This window comes from Aeromonas sp. DNP9, assembly GCF_001728955.1.
In the GTDB taxonomy this organism is placed as follows: domain Bacteria; phylum Pseudomonadota; class Gammaproteobacteria; order Enterobacterales; family Aeromonadaceae; genus Aeromonas; species Aeromonas veronii.
Genome location: NZ_LYSQ01000042.1, coordinates 1 through 21,270, shown reverse-complemented (window position 1 = coordinate 21,270; position 21,270 = coordinate 1). Strand labels below are relative to the sequence as shown.

The 21,270-nt window shown below is 58.2% G+C and carries 18 protein-coding genes, 1 pseudogene and 1 other annotated feature; of the genes and pseudogenes, 10 read left to right on the top strand and 9 right to left on the bottom strand.

Annotated elements, in window-relative coordinates; genetic code table 11:
- Positions 1-87: 87 nt before the first annotated feature.
- From rnd to A9G06_RS20445, 7 genes are all read right to left on the bottom strand, one after another.
- Positions 88-1,200, bottom strand: coding sequence for a ribonuclease D (gene rnd, locus A9G06_RS20475; RefSeq protein WP_069556450.1), 1,113 nt, complete (start codon positions 1,198-1,200; stop codon positions 88-90).
- A gap of 108 nt (positions 1,201-1,308) precedes the next feature.
- Positions 1,309-2,985 carry a long-chain-fatty-acid--CoA ligase FadD gene (gene fadD / locus A9G06_RS20470; RefSeq protein ID WP_139126325.1) on the bottom strand — a complete coding sequence of 559 codons (1,677 nt, stop codon included), beginning with the start codon at positions 2,983-2,985 and terminating at the stop codon, positions 1,309-1,311.
- 198 nt (positions 2,986-3,183) lie between these two features.
- Complete coding sequence (locus tag A9G06_RS20465; RefSeq protein WP_069556448.1) at positions 3,184-4,062, bottom strand: alpha/beta fold hydrolase; 879 nt, start codon at positions 4,060-4,062, stop codon at positions 3,184-3,186.
- Between the two features lie 8 nt (positions 4,063-4,070).
- Complete coding sequence (locus tag A9G06_RS20460; protein WP_069556452.1) at positions 4,071-4,586, bottom strand: Slp family lipoprotein; 516 nt, start codon at positions 4,584-4,586, stop codon at positions 4,071-4,073.
- Between the two features lie 118 nt (positions 4,587-4,704).
- Complete coding sequence (gene tsaB / locus A9G06_RS20455) at positions 4,705-5,406, bottom strand: tRNA (adenosine(37)-N6)-threonylcarbamoyltransferase complex dimerization subunit type 1 TsaB (protein ID WP_069556447.1); 702 nt, start codon at positions 5,404-5,406, stop codon at positions 4,705-4,707.
- Positions 5,407-5,496: 90 nt separating this feature from the next.
- Positions 5,497-7,416 carry an ATP-dependent DNA helicase gene (locus tag A9G06_RS20450; protein ID WP_069556446.1) on the bottom strand — a complete coding sequence of 640 codons (1,920 nt, stop codon included), beginning with the start codon at positions 7,414-7,416 and terminating at the stop codon, positions 5,497-5,499.
- A gap of 67 nt (positions 7,417-7,483) precedes the next feature.
- Positions 7,484-7,729 (bottom strand): hypothetical protein, encoded by a 246-nt coding sequence (locus A9G06_RS20445; RefSeq protein ID WP_069556445.1) that lies wholly within the window; start codon positions 7,727-7,729, stop codon positions 7,484-7,486.
- Between the two features lie 188 nt (positions 7,730-7,917).
- Positions 7,918-8,042: a sequence feature (His leader region), on the top strand.
- 29 nt (positions 8,043-8,071) lie between these two features.
- On the opposite strand from A9G06_RS20445, the gene hisG reads away from it, so the two are divergent.
- Genes hisG through hisIE form a run of 8 tightly spaced genes read left to right on the top strand, consistent with a single transcriptional unit; the run spans position 8,072 to position 15,332 of the window.
- The gene (hisG, locus tag A9G06_RS20440; RefSeq protein ID WP_069556444.1) at positions 8,072-8,968 is read left to right on the top strand and encodes an ATP phosphoribosyltransferase; all 897 of its coding nucleotides are present in this window, start codon (positions 8,072-8,074) and stop codon (positions 8,966-8,968) included.
- A 12-nt stretch (positions 8,969-8,980) separates the two neighbouring features.
- The gene (gene hisD / locus A9G06_RS20435; RefSeq protein WP_069556443.1) at positions 8,981-10,306 is read left to right on the top strand and encodes a histidinol dehydrogenase; all 1,326 of its coding nucleotides are present in this window, start codon (positions 8,981-8,983) and stop codon (positions 10,304-10,306) included.
- Positions 10,303-11,373, top strand: coding sequence for a histidinol-phosphate transaminase (gene hisC / locus A9G06_RS20430; RefSeq protein WP_069556442.1), 1,071 nt, complete (start codon positions 10,303-10,305; stop codon positions 11,371-11,373). The genes hisD and hisC overlap by 4 nt, the downstream gene beginning before the upstream one ends.
- Before the next feature lie 15 nt (positions 11,374-11,388).
- Positions 11,389-12,498 (top strand): bifunctional histidinol-phosphatase/imidazoleglycerol-phosphate dehydratase HisB, encoded by a 1,110-nt coding sequence (gene hisB / locus A9G06_RS20425; protein ID WP_069556441.1) that lies wholly within the window; start codon positions 11,389-11,391, stop codon positions 12,496-12,498.
- On the top strand, positions 12,498-13,154 hold the full coding sequence (gene hisH, locus A9G06_RS20420; RefSeq protein ID WP_069556440.1) for an imidazole glycerol phosphate synthase subunit HisH: 657 nt from the start codon (positions 12,498-12,500) through the stop codon (positions 13,152-13,154). Before hisB ends, hisH begins: the two co-directional genes overlap by 1 nt.
- Complete coding sequence (gene hisA, locus A9G06_RS20415) at positions 13,155-13,916, top strand: 1-(5-phosphoribosyl)-5-[(5-phosphoribosylamino)methylideneamino]imidazole-4-carboxamide isomerase (protein ID WP_069556439.1); 762 nt, start codon at positions 13,155-13,157, stop codon at positions 13,914-13,916.
- Positions 13,916-14,689, top strand: a complete 774-nt coding sequence (gene hisF / locus A9G06_RS20410; protein ID WP_069556438.1) for an imidazole glycerol phosphate synthase subunit HisF — start codon at positions 13,916-13,918, stop codon at positions 14,687-14,689. The genes hisA and hisF overlap by 1 nt, the downstream gene beginning before the upstream one ends.
- Positions 14,682-15,332 (top strand): bifunctional phosphoribosyl-AMP cyclohydrolase/phosphoribosyl-ATP diphosphatase HisIE, encoded by a 651-nt coding sequence (gene hisIE / locus A9G06_RS20405; protein WP_069556437.1) that lies wholly within the window; start codon positions 14,682-14,684, stop codon positions 15,330-15,332. Before hisF ends, hisIE begins: the two co-directional genes overlap by 8 nt.
- A gap of 33 nt (positions 15,333-15,365) precedes the next feature.
- Here hisIE and A9G06_RS20400 read toward each other — a convergent pair whose 3' ends face one another.
- On the bottom strand, positions 15,366-16,901 hold the full coding sequence (locus tag A9G06_RS20400; protein ID WP_069556451.1) for a P-loop NTPase fold protein: 1,536 nt from the start codon (positions 16,899-16,901) through the stop codon (positions 15,366-15,368).
- A gap of 354 nt (positions 16,902-17,255) precedes the next feature.
- On the opposite strand from A9G06_RS20400, the gene A9G06_RS20395 reads away from it, so the two are divergent.
- Positions 17,256-18,545 (top strand): sensor domain-containing diguanylate cyclase, encoded by a 1,290-nt coding sequence (locus A9G06_RS20395; protein ID WP_069556436.1) that lies wholly within the window; start codon positions 17,256-17,258, stop codon positions 18,543-18,545.
- Positions 18,546-18,631: 86 nt separating this feature from the next.
- Here A9G06_RS20395 and A9G06_RS20390 read toward each other — a convergent pair whose 3' ends face one another.
- A complete protein-coding gene (locus A9G06_RS20390; RefSeq protein WP_069556435.1) occupies positions 18,632-20,254 on the bottom strand; it encodes an acyl-CoA synthetase in 1,623 nt (540 codons plus the stop codon).
- 668 nt (positions 20,255-20,922) lie between these two features.
- On the opposite strand from A9G06_RS20390, the pseudogene A9G06_RS20385 reads away from it, so the two are divergent.
- A pseudogene (locus tag A9G06_RS20385) lies at positions 20,923-21,270 on the top strand (YfcC family protein); the annotation flags it as partial.

Below are 21,270 nucleotides of genomic sequence, written 5' to 3'. Positions count from 1 at the left end.
TGACATTTTAAATCATAAATATCCCCTGAAAATAAAAAATCCCCACCCGAGGGTGAGGATTTTTTATTGGAGGCGCAATCTTGCGGCTTATTGTGCCAACAGATGACCTACCAGCTCATGACGCCACCCTTGCAGCAGCATCGGCTTGTCGCTGCGGGCCCGCTCTTTGTCGTTCATCCGCCAGCTCCAGGTGAAGTACTGGTGAATGATCTTCTTGCTGGCAATCAGCTCGGGCGGAATATTGCTCGCCTTGGCCTTCTCTTCCACCATGGCCTTGATGCGCTTGAGCTCGGCCTTGTACTGGGGGAAGTCCACCAGCCGGCGAATGGGCTCGGGCCAGCTATCCGGATCGCTCTGCTGCGCCTTGGCGACGATATCGAGCATCCGCTTGCCATGGATCTTGATCTCGATGGGCGAGAGGCCGAGCTCGTTGAGATCCCTCAAGGAGGCAGGACGACGCTCCGCCACCTTGAACAGGTGCAGCTCTTTCACCACAAAATTGAGGGCCAGGTCCCGGCGCACCGCCTCTTGCTGGCGCCAGGCGGCCAGCTCGCGCAGAATGGCGAGCTCGCGGCGACCCAGTTGCCAGGCGTTGACGATTTCAAGATATGCCTGACGGGGATCGCTACCCTGGGTCTTGCGGGCGGAGTGGTTCTGACACTCCTGCTCGAACCAGGCAAACTTGCCGCTTTCCCGCAGTTTGGCCATCACCTTCTCGTAGAGCGGCATCAGGTAGAAGACATCCGCCGCCGCGTATTCGAGTTGACGCGGCGTAAGCGGGCGTGCCAGCCAGTCGGTGCGCGCCTGATCTTTTTCCAGCTCGACCCCGAGGAATTCATTCACCAACGCACCAAAGCCGACCGAAACGCCGTAACCGAGAAAGGCGGTAGCCAGTTGGGTATCGTGCATCTGGTTGGGCAGGTGGCCCGCCTGATGCTGGATAAGCTCCAGATCTTCACCAGAGGCGTGCAGGATGGCGATCTGCCCTTCCCTGCCCAGTCGCTGCCAGAGGGCGGAGAGATCCAGCGTCAGCGGATCCAGCAGCGCCAGATGCTCGCCGTCATAGATCTGGAACAGGCCAAGCTGGGGGTAGTAGGTACGGGTGCGAACGAATTCAGTATCGATAGCCAGGGGAACGTCGGCCAGAGAAGCGAGATACTGCTCAAGTTCGTCTTGCTGAGTGATAAGTTGATATTGCATCTGTGCCTGCGCGGTTGATCAGGGCCAAAAAGAAAAAACCGTGGGATGACCCACGGTTTTGCATAACGACGGTGCTGGTTTGCAGAAGATTCTGCAGCCGCAGTCCGGTTATTGCTTGGCAATCTCCTCGTCGCGCAGTACGCGGCGCAGGATCTTGCCCACATTGGTCTTGGGAAGTTCGTCACGAAATTCTACCAGTTTCGGCACCTTATAGGCAGTCAGATGTTTGCGGCAGTGGGCAATAATCTCGTCCTCCTGCAATTTTGCATCTTTCTTGACCACAAAGATCTTCACCAACTCGCCGGAGACCTTGTGTGGTACACCCACGGCGGCCACTTCCAGCACTTTCGGGTGCAGGGCAACGACATCTTCGATCTCGTTCGGATAGACGTTGAAACCGGAGACCAGGATCATGTCCTTCTTGCGGTCAACGATCTTGAAGAAGCCCTGTTCGTCGCACACGGCGATATCACCGGTACAGAGCCAGCCATCCTGCATCACTTCGGCAGTCGCCTCTGGGCGCTGCCAGTAGCCCACCATCACCTGCGGGCCGCGCACCTGCATCTCGCCCGGGGTGCCGAGGGTGTGGATCACCTGACCGTTGTCATCCACCAGACGGATCTCGGTAGAGCAGACCGGCAGACCGATGGAGCCGTTGTAATCGGTCAGATCGTAGGGGCAGACGCTCACCAGTGGCGAACACTCGGTCAGGCCATAGCCTTCCAGCAGCGGGGTATCGGTCAGCGTCTTCCACTTCTCCGCGACCGCGCGCTGCACCGCCATGCCGCCGCCGATGGTCAGCTTGAGCTTGTCAAAGGAGATCCCCTGAAACTCTTCGTTGTTGACCAGCGCATTGAACAGGGTGTTGACCCCGGTAATGCAGGTGAAGGGATACTTCTTGATCTCTTTGACAAACCCCGGGATGTCGCGCGGGTTGCTGATCAGCAGGTTGTAACCGCCGATACGCATAAAGAGCAGGCAGTTCACGGTCAGGGCAAAGACGTGGTAGAGCGGCAGCGCGGTGACCACGAACTCCTTGCCGCGCTCCAGCATGGGGCCGTAGACGCCGAGGCACTGCTCGACGTTGGCAATCATGTTGCGATGGGTCAGCATGGCCCCTTTGGAGAGGCCGGTGGTGCCACCGGTGTACTGCAGGAAGGCGAGATCGTCATTGGTGATCTCCGGCTTGATGTACTGCAGGAAACGCCCCTTGGAGAGGGCCTGACGCATGGTAGTGGCGTGGGGCAGATTGTATTTCGGCACCAGCTTCTTGACGTACTTGACCACGAAGTTGACCAGGGTGCCCTTGGCCAGCCCCAGGTTATCCCCCATCCGGGTCAGGATAACGTGCTTGATCGGGGTGTCGTAGACCACTTTTTCCAGGGTATGGGCGAAGTTGGAGACGATAACAATGGCTTTGGCACCGGAATCTTTGAGCTGATGCTCAAGCTCGCGCGGGGTATAGAGCGGGTTGACGTTGACCACTATCATGCCGGCGCGCAGGATGCCGAACACGGCGATGGGATATTGCAGCAGGTTCGGCATCATCACCGCGACCCGCTCACCCTTCTCCAGTTTCAGCTCGTTTTGCAGATAGGCAGCGAAGGCGCGGGACTGCTCTTCCAGTCGGCGGTAGGTGATGGTTTGCCCCATGTTGACGAAGGCGGGCTGGTCGGCAAACTGGGTCACCGAGGATTCGAACATCTCGACCAGGGAGCTGTATTGGTCTGGATTGATCTCGGCGGGGACCCCTTCCGGATAACGTTTCAGCCAGACTTTTTCCACAAACTTCTCCTGCATAACTAGCACCTGTGCGCTCACTGTGTTGCCTCCGTCCCGGTTCACATTCATTTTAATCGGTTGTTTTAAGCTGATGCTCTAATGCCGCACATATTTACACAGTGCAACATCAATTAACAGCAAATTAACAACAGAAAAATGTGAGGGAGAAAACAAACCTGGAATTATTGAAAGCTGGCGATTCTACCGAACTTGACAAAACTTTACGATACAAACGGCCGTATCAACCGAATTTTCCATGTGAAAATGGTGGTTTCCACCCAATATGACCCGTTCGATCTGCTGGAAGGCATCCTGACGGGACTGCCATTGGGTTTCCAGCGCAGCAAAGCCTTGCTCCCCCTGAATAAACAGTACCGGACAGCGGATAGCCGCCATCAGGGCCCGGGCTTGCCCTTCGCTCATTCTCAGGGGCGACAGATCTCGCAAGCGGGGATCGCTGCGCCAGTGCCAGCGCCCTGCCCGCTCTTCAAGCTGCCGTTCACAGATAAGACGCGCCGCCTGCGACGTGATATCCGCCACTTTGCAACGGGCGACCACCGCTTCATCAACCGAGGCAAAGCCGTTGGCACTGCGCTCCCGGGTGCGACTGCGGTTTAAAATCGCACGTCGCAGCTGGGCAGCTACCTCCTCATCGGGCTGGCTCAGCGGCCCCAACCCCTCCAGCATGATCAACCGCTCCACCTGTTCGGGAAACACCCCGGCATAGGCGGAGGCGATCAACGCCCCGAGGGAGTGACCGAGCAGGGTGAAACGCGACCAGCCGGCCGCCCGCACGATCTGGTAGAGATCGTCCAGCCAGTCGACAAATACATAAGGGGTGGTTTTGTGATCGGAGTGACCGTGCCCCGGCAGATCGACACAGATGAGGTGAAAATCCCCCAGATGCGGCGCCAGCGGCAAGAAGCTGGCACTGTTGTCGAGCCAGCCATGCAGGGCGATCAGCAGGGGTTTGCCCTGCTGAGCCTGATCCGCGAGTTGATTCTCAAGCAGGGCCACCTGCCGACCATCTGCCAAGGTGAGCAGACGTTCGTGCAGAGTGCTTTTGATGCTGTTGATCATGGCAAGCCTTAACGACGCAGCGGCCGTCTCGGCCAGAAGGGATCATAGAAGGGGTCGTAGAAGTAGGGGTCCATATAGCGCACCTCAATCTCCTTGACTGGCGGCCACAGCTTGCTGCCCGTCACATTGAGCACAGAGAAGCGGTACTTGTGCTCGCCAATCTGGCTATCAACCGGTTTGCCTATGGTGCCAAGCACCGTCAGGCTACGCCCCTTGGCGTAGAGGGTCGGATCGACAAAACCCTTCATGATGGCCAGAAAACGGCCCGGGCTCTGCTCGGTCTGCTCCGGCACACCGTTGGATTTAAGCGGCAGATAGACCACTTCAATAACGCTCTGATCCGCCTTGTTGTGCACCGCCGAGATAACGCCGCTCCAGCGGGCCGGTTTGCCCTCCATTCCGCCAAGGGCGGGCTGATAGGCCACCAGCTGGTTTTCTGGCTCATAGGCCAGCTCCTTGGGGACCGAGCTGCAGGCCCCGAGCAGCAGAGCCAGCGCCCCGACCACCATTGTGCGTTTCATCATGTCGCTTCTGGTATTACGCATCATGTCACTCTCCTGTTGCCGGCGTGGCCCGTCGGGCCATCCGCTTGTGTTGCAGCTGATGAGCGGCAAGAGCGACATGACGTCAGTGCTCCTGCCCTTATTCGCGACCCGGCAGTTTTTTCCAGGTCACCTTGTCACGCAAATAGACCGGCGTCGCCTGTTCAACCGGCACCGCCTCCCCCGCCAACCAGGCCGCGCGGGCCAGCGGCAACATGTCTTCTGCCGCCGGGAAGCGCACCTGACTCACCGCCAGCTCATCGGCCAGACCACTCAGGGTCTCGCCATAGGTTTCAAAACCGGTGCCGACGCAGGTCACCCGACCCGCCAGCTTTCCACGGACGTCAACCAGTGCCGCGGGCTCGCTCACCACCTCGTCACCCACCAGTTGCATGCGGCCATCAATCAGCTCATAGCGGCCGAAATAGACCTCGTTCATCCGCGCATCGATGGCGGTCAGCACCTGCTCGGCGCCATCCAGTCGATAGGCGCCTTGCGCCATGGCGGCCAGGGTCGAGATGCCAATCAGCGGCACTCCCGCGCCAAACGCCAAACCTTGCGCCACACTGATGCCGATCCGCACGCCGGTAAAGGAGCCCGGGCCGCGGCCGAACGCGATGGCATCGAGGTCACTCAAACTTATCCCGGCATCCTCTAACACAGCCTGAACCATGGGCAGGATTTTTCGGGTGTGATCCCGTGGCGCCTCCTCCCAGCGGGAGAACAGCTTGTCACCCACCAGCAGGGCGGCGGAGCAGGCTTCGGTGGCGGTATCAACGGCCAGGATCTTCAACTCGTTCATGCTTTCCAATCTCTATAAAATCAGTCAATTACATAACCGGCAAGCGAGATATGCTCACCCATTGTTCAAATCTGTTAGCTGGCGGCACACTTATTCACCGCGTTCAGTGCGATCGAAAAAGCTCCCCAACGTTCCCAACTCCCGGGTACGGGGGATGGCGGGCAGACTCTTGATAAAGGTGGCGCCGTAAGGTTTGTTGACCATTCGTGGATCACAGATCACCAGCACCCCGTGATCACTGCGATCACGAATAAGCCGCCCCACCCCCTGTTTGAGGGCAATCACCGCCTTGGGCAACTGCAGCTCGGCGAAGGGATCCCCCCCCTTGAGCTTGCAATCATCCACCCGCGCCTTGAGCAGCGGATCATCGGGGCTGGCAAACGGCAGTTTGTCGATGATAACACACGACAACGCCGCCCCTCTCACGTCGATCCCCTCCCAGAAGCTACTGGTCGCCACCAGCACAGCGCGGCCATTCTCGACAAACTCCTTGAGTAACCGTTGCTTGTTGTCCTCCCCCTGTAGCAGCACAGTGCGGCCAATTTCCCGGCGCAGCACCTCGGCCACCTGACGCATCACCTGATGGCTGGTGCAGAGGAAGAAACAGCCACCCGGCGTCTTGTTGATGAGCGGGATCATCAGATTGGCCAGCTGCTCGCCGCGGCCAAAGGCATTGGGCTCCGGCAGATAGCGGGGTACACAAAGCCGCGCCTGCTCGCCATAGTCGAACGGACTATCGAGGATCATCTCGGCGCTGCCCGCCAGCCCCAGCTCGGCCTTGAAGTGATCAAACCGCATATCCACCGTCAGGGTGGCGGAGGTGAAGACCCAGGCCACTTCCGGTCTTTGCACCTCGGCACTGAATCGCTCGGCCACCGACAGCGGCGTCAGATTGAGGGTGAAATGAAGCCGTGAGCAGTCGTACCAGTAGGAGAAACCGGTCTGGTTGACCGCCAGCACCTCGCCAAGACGGGTGCGCAGTTCACTGATGCGCTCGAAGGCGTGATCCAGCTGCTCGCCACGGCCGAGAGCCAGTTTCAGCACCTCGTAGCAAAGCCCGATGGCATCGTTGAGACGAGCCAAAGCCTGTCCCCAGAGCGGCTGGCGCAACATGTCGCGGGTATTGCCGCGACCGCCATCCACTCCGAAGGCGAGACGCAAATCCTGACTGGCGATAGCAAGCCGGTCCGCCGCCTTGCCGAGCTGGGCCATGTCGTGCGCCTCTGCCCGATAGGCCAGCTGGATATCCTGCGCCAGATCCTGAATTGTTCGGCTGCCTACCGACTTGCCGAAGTAGTTGGTGGCGATCTCTGGCAGCTGATGAGCCTCGTCAAAGACATAGACTTGCGCCTCCGGCACCAACTCGCCAAATCCGGTGTCTTTCACCGCCATATCGGCGAAAAAGAGGTGGTGGTTGATCACCACCACCTGGGCATCCATGGCGCGACGACGGGCCACCACCAGATGGCAGTCGTCGTAATAGGGGCAATCGCGACCGAGACAGTTATCGTTGGTGCTGGTGACGTGGGCGAGGATCTCGGCGTTCTCCTGCAATCCCGGAATATCCCCCACATCGCCGTTATCGGTGGCGGTGGACCAGGATTTGACCTTCACCAGATCGTTCAGGATTTCAGGCTTTTGCAGATGGGATTCGCTCAAGAGCCTGTTCATCCGCTCGATGCAGAGATAATTGCTGCGCCCCTTGAGCAAAGCCACCGGCGGGGTGTAGGAGAGCGCGCCGGTGATGGTCGGGAGATCCCGATAGAAGAGCTGCTCCTGCAGGTTCTTGGAGCCGGTACTGATCACCACCCGCTTGCCGGATTCCAGCGCAGGCACCAGATAGGCGTAGGTTTTGCCGGTACCGGTCCCCGCCTCCACCAGCAGACGGCCACCACTTTTGATGGCGCGCGCGACCGCTTCGGCCATCTCCAGTTGGGGAGCGCGGGCTTTGAAACCGTCGATATGGCTGGCCAGAGGGCCATCTGGCTTGAACAGGGTCTGGATGGTCAAAAGGGCGTCCCGCAGCAAAAGCGGCCATTATGCCAAAAGCGCGGCAAAAGCGGGACAGATAATCTGCCTAGACGAACAGATCGATCTGATGCTCGGGATCCGGCTTGTGATCGCCTTCCTCCGCCTTGGGCTGATCACGTTTGGCGGGCATGTTATACGCCTGCTGGCGCTGCTGGGAGTCACTGTTGTCAGTGCTGGTCTTGCGCAGCTTGTGCTTTTTGCTGATCTGATTCACTTCCCGCTTGATCTCTTCGCTGCCGGGCGCGGCGGGCGCCCGGGGCAAAATGGGGAACAACAGGTCCTGGCTGGGCATGATGGCGACTCCTGCAAGGGGTTATTGTCTAGTTATCGGCCAGAAAACCGTTTTCGCCACTTTAATCGATCAAATCACAATTTCGGGTTGCATTTTCTGTCAAGGCAGGTAGTTTAAATCAGGCGTCAATTACGACATCTTATTTTGTAAAGGATTGATTACATGAAGTTCACCACCCTGAAGACTCATCACCACCATCATCATCCCGACTAGTCTTTCAGGAGGTTGACTGCTGGAAGACACTTAACTGGTGACTTCCAAAAGGACCGCAAGATTCATAAACCCTCGGAAGCACCCACTTCCGAGGGTTTTTTCGTTTTTGACTAGAAGGAAATCGAGCAAATGGAAACACAACGTCTGCGTATCGCCATGCAAAAGTCCGGTCGTCTGAGCCAGGACTCCCAAGCTCTGTTCAAGAGCTGTGGCCTGAAAATCAACCTGCGCGAGCAGCGCCTCATCGCCCATGTCGAGAACATGCCCATCGATATCCTGCGGGTCCGTGATGACGACATCCCGGGTCTGGTGATGGAAGGGGTGGTCGACCTTGGCATCATCGGCGAGAACGTGCTGGAAGAGGTGCAGCTTATTCGCGCTTCACAGGGACTGCCCTTCGAGGTCAAAACCCTCAAACAGCTGGACTTTGGTGGCTGCCGCCTCTCGCTGGCGGTGCCGGAAGATGTAACCTACACAGGGCCAGAGAGCCTTGCCGGCAAACGCATCGCCACCTCCTACCCCGGGCTGCTCAAGCGCTTCTTCGACGAAAAGGGTCTCGGCTTCAAGAGCGTGATGCTGGGCGGCTCGGTGGAAGTGGCCCCCCGCGCGGGCCTGGCCGATGCCATCTGCGATCTGGTCTCCACCGGCGCCACCCTGGAGGCCAACGGCCTCAAAGAGGTGGAGGTGATCTACCGATCCAAGGCGGTACTGGTGCAGGCGCCCAACCCCTTGTCCGATGCCAAGCAGAAGATCATCGACACCCTGCTGCCCCGCATTCAGGGAATGCAGCAGGCGCGCGAGAGCAAGTACATCATGCTGCACGCCCCCAAAGACAAGCTCGATGCCATCACCGATCTGCTGCCGGGTGCCGAGCGCCCCACCATCATGCAACTGGCCGGAGATACCAATCAGGTCGCCCTGCACGTCGTCTCCAGCGAGACCCTGTTCTGGGAGACCATGGAGCAGCTCAAGGCTCTGGGCGCCAGCTCCATTCTGGTGCTGCCCATCGAAAAAATGATGGAATAAGGAAGGGACATCATGCAGACCCTGATCTGGAAGACCCTATCCCCCGCCCAGCAGGCCGACGTGCTGACCCGACCGGCCCTCAATGACGAGGCCGATATCGGCGCCGTGGTGCGGGATATCATCGCCGCGGTGCGCAGCCGTGGCGATGAAGCCCTGCGCGAGCTGAGCCTGCGCTTCGAGCGCGCCCCCCGTGAGCAGCTGCGCGTCAGCGAAGTCGAGATTGAAGCCGCCTGCGCGCGGCTGGATAACGATATCAAAAGCGCCATCGAAGCGGCCATTGCCAATATTCGCACCTTCCACGCCGCGCAAGTGCAGCCGGTGGTACGAGTCGAGACCCAGCCCGGGGTGGTATGCGAGCTGCGCACCCAGCCCATCAGTCGGGTCGGCCTCTATGTGCCGGGGGGCAGCGCACCACTCCCCTCCACCGTGATGATGCTGGCCATTCCGGCACGCTTAGCCGGTTGCCGTGAAGTTGTGCTCTGCACCCCGTCCCCGGCCAGCGACGAGATCCTGTTTGCCGCCCGCGCTTGCGGGGTCGAGAAGGTGTTCGCCATTGGCGGCGCCCAGGCCATCGCGGCGATGGCTTACGGCACCGCGAGCATCCCCAAGGTGGACAAGATCTTCGGCCCGGGCAACGCCTATGTGACCGAAGCCAAGGGGCAGGTATCCCGCGACTGGCGCGGCGCCGCCATCGATATGCCCGCCGGCCCCTCCGAGGTGCTGGTGATTGCCGACGAGAGCGCCAACCCCGCCTTCGTGGCGGCGGATCTGCTCTCCCAGGCCGAGCACGGCCCCGACAGCCAGGTGGTGCTGGTGACTACCTCGCCGCTGCTGGCCGATGCCATCGCTGGCGAAATCAAGAGCCAGCTGGCCAAGTTGAGCCGCCGCGATATCGCCTCGCAGGCGCTGGGCTCAAGTCTGGTGATCCTCTGTGACGATCTGGCCGAGGCGAGTGCCATCTCCAACGCCTACGCGCCGGAGCACCTGATTGTGCAGACCCGCGACCCCCGTGATCTGCTGGATAAACTCGAGAACGCCGGTTCCATCTTCCTAGGAGCATGGACCCCCGAGTCGGTCGGCGATTACGCCAGCGGCACCAATCACACTCTGCCCACCTACGGCTATGCCCGCACCTGCTCGAGCCTTGGCCTTGCCGATTATCAGCGCCGCTACACGGTGCAGGAGCTGAGCGAGCGCGGCATTCAGGGCCTTGGCCCCATCGTCGAGCGCATTGCTGAGGCCGAGGGGCTCAATGGCCACAAAAATGCCGTCACCCTCAGGTTGAACGCCCTGGCCGCCGCGCCCCAACCAACAGCACAGCAGAAGGATTTGTCATGAGCATTGCCAATCTGGCGCGCCGCGTGGTGCGGGCCCTCACCCCTTATCAATCCGCCCGCCGCATCGGCGGCAAGGGCCACGTCTGGCTCAACGCCAACGAGGCGCCGCAGGCCTATCCCTTCACCATCGAGGGGAGCCGCCTCAACCGCTACCCCGAGTGTCAACCGGCCGAGGTGGTGAACGGCTATGCCGCCTACGCTGGAGTCAATCCCGATCAGGTGCTGGTGAGCCGTGGCGCCGACGAGGCCATCGAGCTGCTTATTCGCACCTTCTGTGAAGCGGGTGAAGATCAGATCCTTATCTGCCCACCCACCTACGGCATGTACGCCATCAGCGCCGAGACCTGTGGCGTGGGCATCGTCGAGCAGCCGCTGACCGCCAGCCGCCAGCCGGACTGGCCCGCCATCGCGGACAGTCTGTCTGATGTGAAGCTTGTGTTTCTCTGCTCCCCCAACAACCCCACCGGGGATCTGTTGGGTCGCGACGGCCTCATCGCCCTGCTGGAAAAAGCTCGGGATCGCGCCATCGTGGTGGTGGACGAAGCCTATATCGAGTTCTGCCCCGAGGCGTCCGTGGTGGACCTGCTGGCCCGCTTCCCCAATCTGGTGGTGACCCGCACCCTCTCCAAGGCTTTTGCCCTGGCGGGGATCCGCTGCGGCTTTACGCTGGCAAGCCCCGAGGTGATCGCCATGCTGGCCAAGGTGATCGCCCCCTATCCCATCCCCGAGCCCATCGCCCAGATCGCCGCGCAGGCCCTCTCCCCCATGGGACTGGAGCTGATGCAGGAGCGAGTGATGGAGCTCAACAAGCAAAAAGCCGCCTTCAAGGCAGAGCTGGCCAAGCTTGCCTGCGTGAAGGAAGTATTCGAGGACAAGGGCAACTTCGTGCTGGTGCGCTTTGTGGATGGCGCCAGCGTGTTTGCCGCCATGAAGGCCGCCGGCATCATACTGCGGGATTTCTCCAGCAAACCGGGTCTGGACAACAGCATTCGCGTCACCATCGGCTATCAGGGCGAGATGGATGCCGTGCTGGCGGTATTGCGTGATCTGCCCTCTCCCACTTTGTAAGACAAGGATGTAGCGATGAAGACCCCGTTTTTATTTATCGACCGCGACGGCACCCTGATTGAAGAGCCGGTGACCGACAAGCAGGTGGATAGCCTCGCCAAGCTGCGCTTCGAGCCCATGGTCATTCCGGTGCTGCGCGAGTTGCAGGCCGCTGGTTACGTGCTGGTGATGGTGACCAACCAGGACGGACTGGGCACCGCCAGCCTGCCGCTGGAGAACTTCCAGCCACCCCACGACCTGATGATGCACCTGTTTGAATCGCAAGGGGTGAAGTGGGAGCAGGTGCTGATCTGCCCGCACTTTCCCACCGACGGCTGCAGCTGCCGCAAGCCCCACCTCGGGCTGGTGAAAGAGTATCTCGCCTCCGGTCGTATCGACTTTACCAACTCCTTCGTTATTGGTGATCGCCAGACCGATCTGCAGCTGGCCGAGAACATGGGCATTAGCGGTATTCGCTACCACCCGCAGGATCACGACTGGCTCGCCATCCGTGATCAGCTGTTGTCCAAGGGGCGCGTAGCCTCGGTGGAACGCTACACCAAGGAGACCCGCATCCAGGTGGCGCTGGATTTGGACAAGAGTGGCGGCAACCAGATCGCCACCGGTATCGGCTTCTTTGATCACATGCTGGATCAAATTGCCACCCACGCCGGTTTCCAGCTCAAGCTAAACGTCAGCGGCGATCTGCATATCGATGATCACCACACGGTGGAAGACGTCGGACTGGCGCTGGGTCAGGCGCTGCGTCAGGCCCTTGGCAACAAGCGCGGTATCGGCCGTTTCGGCTTCGTGCTGGCAATGGACGAGGTGCAGGCGGTGATCGATGCGCGTCCGCTGACCGAACAGAAGGTGAGCACAGCGCTGGACTTGAGCGGTCGCCCCTACTTCGTGTTTGACTGCCCGAGCGGCTTTGGCCGCGACAACGTGGGCGAGATGGCCACCGAGATGGTGCCCCACTTCTTCCGCTCCCTCTCGGACGCCATGGCCATCACATTGCAGATGAAGGTGGACAGCGGCAACACCCACCATCAGGTGGAGGCGCTATTCAAAGGCTTTGGCCGTGCCCTGCGTCAGGCCATTCGGGTGGAAGGGAGCGAGCTTCCCTCCAGCAAGGGAGTGCTGTGATGGATGTGAGCAAGCAGAAGCTGGTCATTATCGATACCGGCTGCGCGAATCTGGCCTCGGTCAGAATGGCGTTCGAGCGCCTCGGCGTGCAGCCGCTGGTCTCAAGCGTGGCGGCCGATATCGAGCAGGCGGACAAGCTGATCCTGCCCGGCGTCGGCACCGCGGTAGCCGCCATGAAAAACCTCAACGAGCGCGGGCTGGTGCCCCTAATTCGCGCCGCCAAGCAGCCGCTGCTGGGCTTTTGCCTTGGCATGCAAATGCTGGCGGAGGCCTCCGAAGAGAGCATGAGTGCCGATGGCAGTGAAGGCGATCTCATCGACTGCCTTGGCATTGTGCCGGGCAAGATCCGGTTGATGGAGGTCGGCACCTTACACCAGTCAAGCATGCGCCTGCCCCATATGGGCTGGAACCAGATTGAGCATGACGAGACCCATCCCCTGCTCAAGGGGATCCCGAGCGGCAGCTACTTCTACTTCGTGCACTCCTATGCGCTGGAGGTGACAGAAGCGACACTGGCGACCTGCGACTATGGCAAGCCTTTCACCGCCATCGTGGGCGGGGTTGCTGAACACAGCAACTTCTTTGGCGCCCAATTCCACCCGGAGCGCTCAGGCGCAGCCGGTGCCCGTTTGCTGCAAAATTTTCTGGAGCTATGAATGATCATTCCCGCAATTGACCTTATCAACGGTCAGGTAGTTCGCCTCTATCAGGGGGACTACGAGCAGAAGACCGAATACAGCAGCAGCCCGCAGGCCCGCTTCGACGAATATGTCTCTCAGGGAGCGGTGCAGCTCCATCTGGTGGATCTGGACGGTGCCAAGGATGCCAAGGCGCGCCAGCTGCCCCTGCTGACCCAGCTGCTGTCAGCCACCGAAGCGCCGGTGCAGGTTGGCGGCGGCGTGCGCACCGAACAGGATGTGGCGGATCTGCTGGCCGCCGGTGCCAGCCGGGTGGTGATTGGCTCCACCGCTGTCAAATCCCCGGATCTGGTTGCTAGCTGGATGGAGAAATATGGCCCCGAGCAGATCGTGCTGGCGCTGGACGTCAATATCGATGAGCAGGGCAATCGCCATATCGCGGTGGCAGGCTGGCAGGAGAACAGCGGCGTGACCATCGAAGCACTGATCGAGCGCTTCCTCCCCGCCGGGCTCAAGCATGTGCTCTGCACCGACATCAGCCGTGACGGCACCCTGGCTGGCACCAACGTCGAACTCTATCGGGATCTCTGCGCCCGCTACCCGAGCGTTGCCTTTCAGGCCTCCGGCGGCATTGGCGGCATCGCTGATATCGAGGCGCTCAAGGGCTCCGGCGTCAAGGGGATCATCCTTGGCCGCGCCCTGCTGGAGGGCAAATTCTCGGTAGGTGACGCCATCGCCTGCTGGCAAGCTCCCGCTGCTGATACCAGAGGAGGCCACTGATGCTGGCAAGACGTATTATCCCCTGCCTCGACGTGAAAGATGGCGTGGTGGTCAAAGGGGTGCAGTTTCGCAACCACGAGGTGATGGGCGGCATTGTCGAGCTGGCGCGCCGCTACGCCGAAGAGGGCGCTGACGAGCTGGTGTTCTATGACATCACCGCCTCCAGCGATGCCCGGGTGGTGGACAAGAGCTGGGTGAGCCGGGTAGCGGAGGTGATCGATATCCCCTTCTGCGTTGCCGGTGGCATCAAAAGTGTGGAGGACGCCCGCCAGATCCTCGAATTTGGCGCCGACAAGGTCTCCATCAACTCTCCGGCCCTTGCCGACCCGACCCTCATCAGCCGACTGGCCGAGCGCTTTGGCGTGCAGTGCGTGGTGGTGGGCATTGACTCCTACTTCGATGCCGACACGGGCCACTATCAGGTCAAACAGTTTACCGGTGACGAGAGTCGCACCTGCACCACCGCCTGGCACACCCTCGACTGGGTAAAGGAAGTGCAAAAGCGCGGCGCGGGCGAAATCGTGCTGAACGTGATGAATCAGGATGGCATGCGTCAGGGTTATGATCTCGAGCAGCTCAAACTGGTGCGCAGCGTCTGCAAGGTGCCGCTGATTGCCTCCGGCGGTGCCGGTGCCATGGCACACTTTCGCGATGCCTTCACCCTCGCCGATGTGGACGGGGCGCTGGCCGCCTCTGTGTTCCACAAGGGCCTTATCCCCATTCCCGAATTAAAACGCTGGCTGAAAACCGAAGGAGTCGCCATCCGTGAATAACTTCTCTGATAATGCACAAACCACCGCCTGCGCGCGCCCCCTTGCCGAACAACTCGATTGGGCAAAATGCGATGGCATGATACCCGCCATCGTCCAGCACGCCGCCAGCGGCGAGGTGCTGATGCAGGGCTTTATGACCCGCGAAGCGCTGGAAAAGACCCAGACCACCGGTCAGGTCACCTTCTTTAGCCGCAGCAAACAGCGGCTCTGGACCAAGGGTGAAAGCTCGGGCAATGTGCTCCAACTCGTGGCCATCAGCACCGACTGCGATCAGGACTCGCTGCTGATCGCCGCCAACCCCATCGGCCCCACCTGCCATAAAGGCACCACCTCCTGCTTCCATGGTCACCCGCTGCCGCCCCTCGGTTTTCTGGCAGAGCTGGAACAGATCCTGGCCGCCCGCAAAGGGGCCGATCCGGCCACCAGCTACACCGCCAACCTCTACGGCAAAGGCACCAAGCGCATCGCTCAGAAGGTAGGTGAGGAAGGTGTGGAAGTGGCGCTGGCCGCCATGGCCAAGGATCGGGAGGAGCTCATCGACGAATCCGCCGATCTGCTCTACCACCTGACCGTGCTGCTACAAAATGAAGGGCTGGGATTACAGGATGTCGTTCAGCGGCTTTATGAGCGGCACAATAAATAAATTTATAATAAAGCCGGGATCTCCCGGCTTTATTTATTCAAGATGGACAGCCAACTCTACTAAATTTTTATATACCGTTAGCCTGCTTTCTAATTGCAGCAATTCTGGCTCTACCAAAACAGCATTTTCCTCCGGAGTCAACTCTCTCATCCTATTGGAACATTCTTGAACTAAATTAATTAAACCATACGAAAGCTCATCAACTACTCTGGGCTTCAACATACTCTCATATGAGATAGACAAGATACGCCGAAGAGATACGCCATACTCTTTATCCTTAAAAGGATTACGATATCTATTTGTACTTTCATATGGACTAAAATTATTTTCAGTGCTTATATATGTGCCGATTGAACTTTGCGCTTTCACAATGCATGGAAAAATCTGTTCCTTATATTCACTCATGAGCATACTGAATCCTTTTAACTTAGGATTATTATCTTCCGTAGGTATTTTTCCATCTGCTACAGCGCGATAATCTTCATTGCTTTTCTCGCACAGAGAAAACAGGTAAACAAGGAAAATCAGATTTAACGTACTGCCCTCGTAATGAATGGTGGAAGCAATCGTTCTATCCAACACTTGCTCTGTTTTTCTTAAGCTCAATGAAAAATGATCACAAACAGCTGTCAATATATTTACTAAAACTTTGCTATCAGTGACCTCTGGCCATACATTGACATGCTCAAAATGCATTTTTTTATCTACAATTGCCTGCTGAATAAACTCTCGCCGAGAGATACTGCCTAACGTAAATCGTCTATGGAAAAATCGTCCAAGATAGCTTTCTGCATCGAAACCATCGCCATAAATGACCTTGATGGCATGCTGTAACTGCTCGGTATCGGTTGCAAGTACAAACACCACCCCGGGAATATCAAAAATATGTTTGATGGTCTCCAGCATTTCTACCGCATAAGAGGGACGACAACGATCAAGCTCATCAATCAAAATAAATGCGGGATAGTCCAGTTCTCCTTCACTTAAACCAACAGCTCCCTCAACCCATTGCCGGATCTCTTGTTTAAGATACTGGATAGATTCATAACGCTCTTTGTGATTGCTACAAAGCGTATCAACCAGCTTATCTGCATCTTCGCCTTCCATAGAAAAGTCACCATCTTCAAGTCCAGCTTTTTTAATGGCTGACTTGAGTACCAATTTTCCGCCCACCTTTAGCAACCCCAATAGCTTGGACTTGATGCCATCAGGTATTGCAACCTTATTTCCTGTTGCATCTTTCAATTGCTCGATGATCGACGAAATCACCGTCAATAAGGGGTCATCGGAAAAGTCCTGCTGCCAGGCATCGATATAGACAGTGGGATAGTGCGCTTTCAGCTCCATATACCAGCGCTTGATAAACCAGGTTTTACCCGCCCCCCATTCGGCATTGAGGTTGAGCACATAGTTGCGCTGCTTGCCTTCGGCGGCCAGGTAGTTGGTCAGAAACTCTGCATAGCGGGCGCGCTCCAGCCGATCGGCACTCAAGATCTCTTCGCTACCCGCAATAGCCCCCGGCCCGTCCCACTGAACTGCGTCATCCCAATTAAACGGTGCCACTGCCATCTCGAATCTCTCCATATTGCGTTGCTGAAGATGATATCAGGGGCACAGTGAAAATAGTTTGATTAAAGACCTGTTTGTTGCCCTTTCTGCCGCTCGGGCTGGCGTATTTGACTGCCGTGCAATTGCTCTGCTGCTGGCCCACGATGCCGGGCCGATATAGGTGGGACGGTTATCTGCATAGCCACGGACTCAGTTGATTTCCTTTGACCACACCAACAATGACAATCGTGTGACATGGCGCAGAACTTGCGGAAATAAACACGAAATATGGCCTGTTCAGTGCTTAATTTAAACCGTTGGTACATATATTAGCGCGGTATACAACGACTCCATTGACCAAGGATGGTTAACCCCATGAAGGATGAACCCTTCTCTATCCAGTTACAGCATGAGCTGGATCACCTCAAAGCCATCTTCAACGAGACGGACGCCTACATGTTTACCAAGGATCTGGCGGGCCGTTACACCTATGCCAATCAGGCGGTGCTGGATCTCTTTGGCTGCACCCTCGCCGAGTTGCAGGGGCAGGATGATCGGGCCTTTTTTGATCTCGAATTCTCCGACACCATTCAACGCAACGACCGGTTGGTACTGGAGCAGCAAGTCGCCATCGCCCAGGAGGAAGTCAACTACCTCAAATCCACCGGGGAAAAGCGCTGCTACTGGACCGTCAAAAAGCCCATCCATGACAAGGATGGCAACCTGATCGGCCTGTGCGGCATCTCCACCGATATCACCGAACACAAGCTGATCGAGGCGCGGCTGGCGGAGCAGCACCAGTTGCTGGAGCTCATCCTCGCCAATGTGGATGCCCATATCTATATGAAGGACAGCCTGCACCGCTTTCTCTACGTCAACCAAAAGGTCGCCGATCTGCTGGGCCTTCCTGCCGAGCAGATCATCAACCGGCGCGATGATGAGGTGATCCCGGCTGCCAGCGCCTGCCAGCTGTGGCGGCTGGACAACCGGGTATTCGAAACCGGTGAGCTGCAAGCCGGGGAAGAGATGCTGACCGATCCCGAAGGCAATCAGCACTACTACTGGTCGGTCAAGGTGCCCTTTCTGCTGGGGGATGGCACCCCCACCCTGATCGGTATCTCCTCAGATATCACCGAACTGCACCAGCTCAAGGAGCAGCTGCACCAACAGTCGGTGCGCGATGGCCTCACCGGTCTCTACAACCGCCGTTTCTTTTTCGAAATCTGCGAGAAGAACCTCAGTCTGGACATGCGCCACCACCTCACCTCGGTGCTGATGGTGCTGGATGTGGATCAGTTCAAGTGCATCAACGATCGCTTCGGGCATCCCCTTGGGGATAGCGCGCTGATGCATCTGGGCAGGGTGATGCAATCGGTGCTGCGCAGCGAAGATGTGCTGGCTCGTATCGGTGGTGACGAGTTCGCCATTTTACTGCCCAACACCACCCTCCAGGCCGCAGCATCCCTGGCCGAACGGCTGCGCCTGCAGGTGATGCAAAGCACGCTGCCCCTGCCCGATGGGGATGAGCTGGTCATCACCATCAGTGCCGGGCTGGTGGAAAATGGCGAGGGGGAGCTGATGGAGAGCCTCTACGCCCGCGCCGATCAGATGCTCTATCAGGCTAAACAGAGCGGCCGCAACTGCGTCGCCTGCAAGGCACCCTAGCCATACAACGGGAGGGCCCGCAGCCCTCCAACTCCCTCGTATCTCCCTCCTATGAAAGTTTGTGCTGGCGCCTTACTAACAGGCCGCTACCCCAGCTGTTTGCGCAGCACGAATTTTTGCACCTTGCCGGTCGAGGTTTTCGGCAGCGGGGTGAAGATGATGCGTTTGGGGGCCTTGAAGTGGGCCATCTGCTCACGGCAAAAGGCGATCAGCTCCGCCTGGGTAGTCTCTCGCCCCTCTTTCAGTTTCACGAAGGCGCAGGGTACCTCCCCCCACTTCTCGTCCGGCATGGCGATCACCGCCGCTTCGTCTACATCCGGATGACGATAGAGCACATCTTCCACCTCCAGACTGGAGATGTTCTCCCCGCCCGAGATGATGATGTCCTTGGATCTGTCCTTGATCTCCACATAACCATCCGGGTGCCATACCGCCAGATCGCCACTGCGAAACCACCCTTCCGCCATCGCCTCGGCGCTGGCCGCCGGATTTTTCAGATAGCCTTTCATCACCACATTACCCCGCAGCACTATCTCCCCCATGGTTTTGCCATCCTTGGCCACCGGCTCGCCTGTGACCGGATTGATAACCCGCATCTCCCCCTGCAGGGGCGACGCAACACCCTGCCGTGCCTTGAGACGCGACAGCGTGGTGGCATCCTGACCTTGCCAGCTTCTTTGCGGTTCGCACAACACGCAGGGGCCATAGGTTTCGGTGAGGCCATACACGTGGGTCACTGCGATCCCCATCGCCTCCATCCCAGCGATCACGGTGGCGGGGGGCGCAGCGCCAGCGGTCATCACCTTGATGGGGTGATCCAGCCCCTGCTTGAGCGCCGGATCGGCATTGTTGAGCATATTGAGCACGATGGGCGCCGCGCAAAAATGGCTCACCTTGTGCTCGTGCAGCGCCTCATAAATGGTGGCCGCCTGCACATGGCGCAGGCAGACGCTCACCCCGGCGGTGGCCGCCAGCGTCCAGGGGAAGCACCAGCCGTTGCAGTGAAACATCGGCAAGGTCCAGAGGTAGACGGGATGTTTGGGCAGCTCCCAGGAGAGCACATTGTTGATGGCGTTGAGGTGGGCGCCGCGATGGTGATAGACCACCCCCTTGGGGTTGCCGGTGGTGCCGGAGGTGTAGTTAAGGGAGATAGCCTGCCACTCATCTTGCGGCAGCCAGCCAGGCTCATCGCCGTTACCGGTGGCAATAAAGGCCTCATAGGTCAGTTCACTGATAAGCGCCCCCTCCCGGTAGAGGGGATCGTCGATGGCAATGACCAGCGGTAGGCTCTCCAGCAGATCCAGCGCCTTGCGCACCACAGGGCCGAACTCCCTGTCCACCAGCACCACCTTGCTCTGGGCATGCTGGAAGATAAAAGCCATCGACTCGGCATCGAGCCGGGTATTGATGGTGTTGAGCACAGCACCGCTCATGGGCACCCCGAAGTGGGCTTCAAACATCGCCGGGATATTGGGCGCAACGATGGAGACGGTATCCCCCTCCCCGATACCGCTAAGCCGCAGAGCCGAGGCCAGCTGGCGGCAACGGCGGGCGGTCTCGCCCCAGCTCTGGCGCAGCGAGCCGTGGATCAGCGCCGGATAGTCGGGATAGACCCGCTCCGCCCGCCCCAGAAAGCTGATGGGGGTCAGGGCCTCAAAATTGGCGGCAGTTTTGGCAAGGTCGCGCTCATAGATGTTCTGCACTGTCATCGGATTCCTTCCTCACAGGTGGCACAAAACGGGCAGTTTCGGGATGATTCAGAGATCAGCAAGCGACATGGGCATCCTGCCCGTCACTGGTCTCTTATGGGGATGACAGCCTAACAGCGAGCCTGCGGCGGCAGGTATTAGCAAAACGTCTTAGACAGGAACAGCCTGCTGCCAACAGGGGTTCCCTGTTTTCGTTGCAAAAAAAATATTTCATTACGGGAAAACGTGCCATTTTTTTCACAGGCTGTTTTTGGCGAATAACGAAAAATGACGATAGTGGAATATTATCCCGCCAAAGCTGCTCTATATGTCATTTCATTCATTTCGGTGCGCACTATTTTCATGGCATTTATTTAAGACAAGCCAAGTTAAGCGAAAACTGAAATAGTTATTGCATAATAACTTTTATTTCATATCAGCTGTTAAATCCATGACAAATAAATTCTGTTAGCCATCCCATAAAGCGAGCATGGCGCCATGTTCATCCAGCCACGCACGGGTTACGGTTACAACGTGAAACAATCTACCGGATGTTCAATATCAGGCCAGATTTCTCGCCAATTACTACGCAATCCACAGTGGGTTTGCGTACCTTGGATGTATGACGCAGAAACCCTATCGACCCGATATTCCGCCGAGCCCAAACCTGCTTTATCAAGGAGCATTTTATGTGTGCCGTGCCGAATACCACACCACGCAGACAATTCCCTACTGCATTTACCATTCTGTTTCTTATTATGTTGCTGGCCATTGCGCTGACCTGGATAATTCCGGCTGGTGCCTATGCCAAGCTCTCTTATAATCCGGCCAGTGAAAGCCTGATGGTCAATAGCCCACAGGGGGAAATTAGCCGACTTCCCGCAACCCAGGATGCCCTGGCAAAACTCAATATCAATATCGCGGTAGAGCAATTTACCAACGGCACCATCCGCAAGCCCATCGCCATTCCCGGCACCTATGCACGGCTGGAGCAAGCGCCCAAGGGGCTCGGTGACGTGGCAGTCAGCATGGGCGTT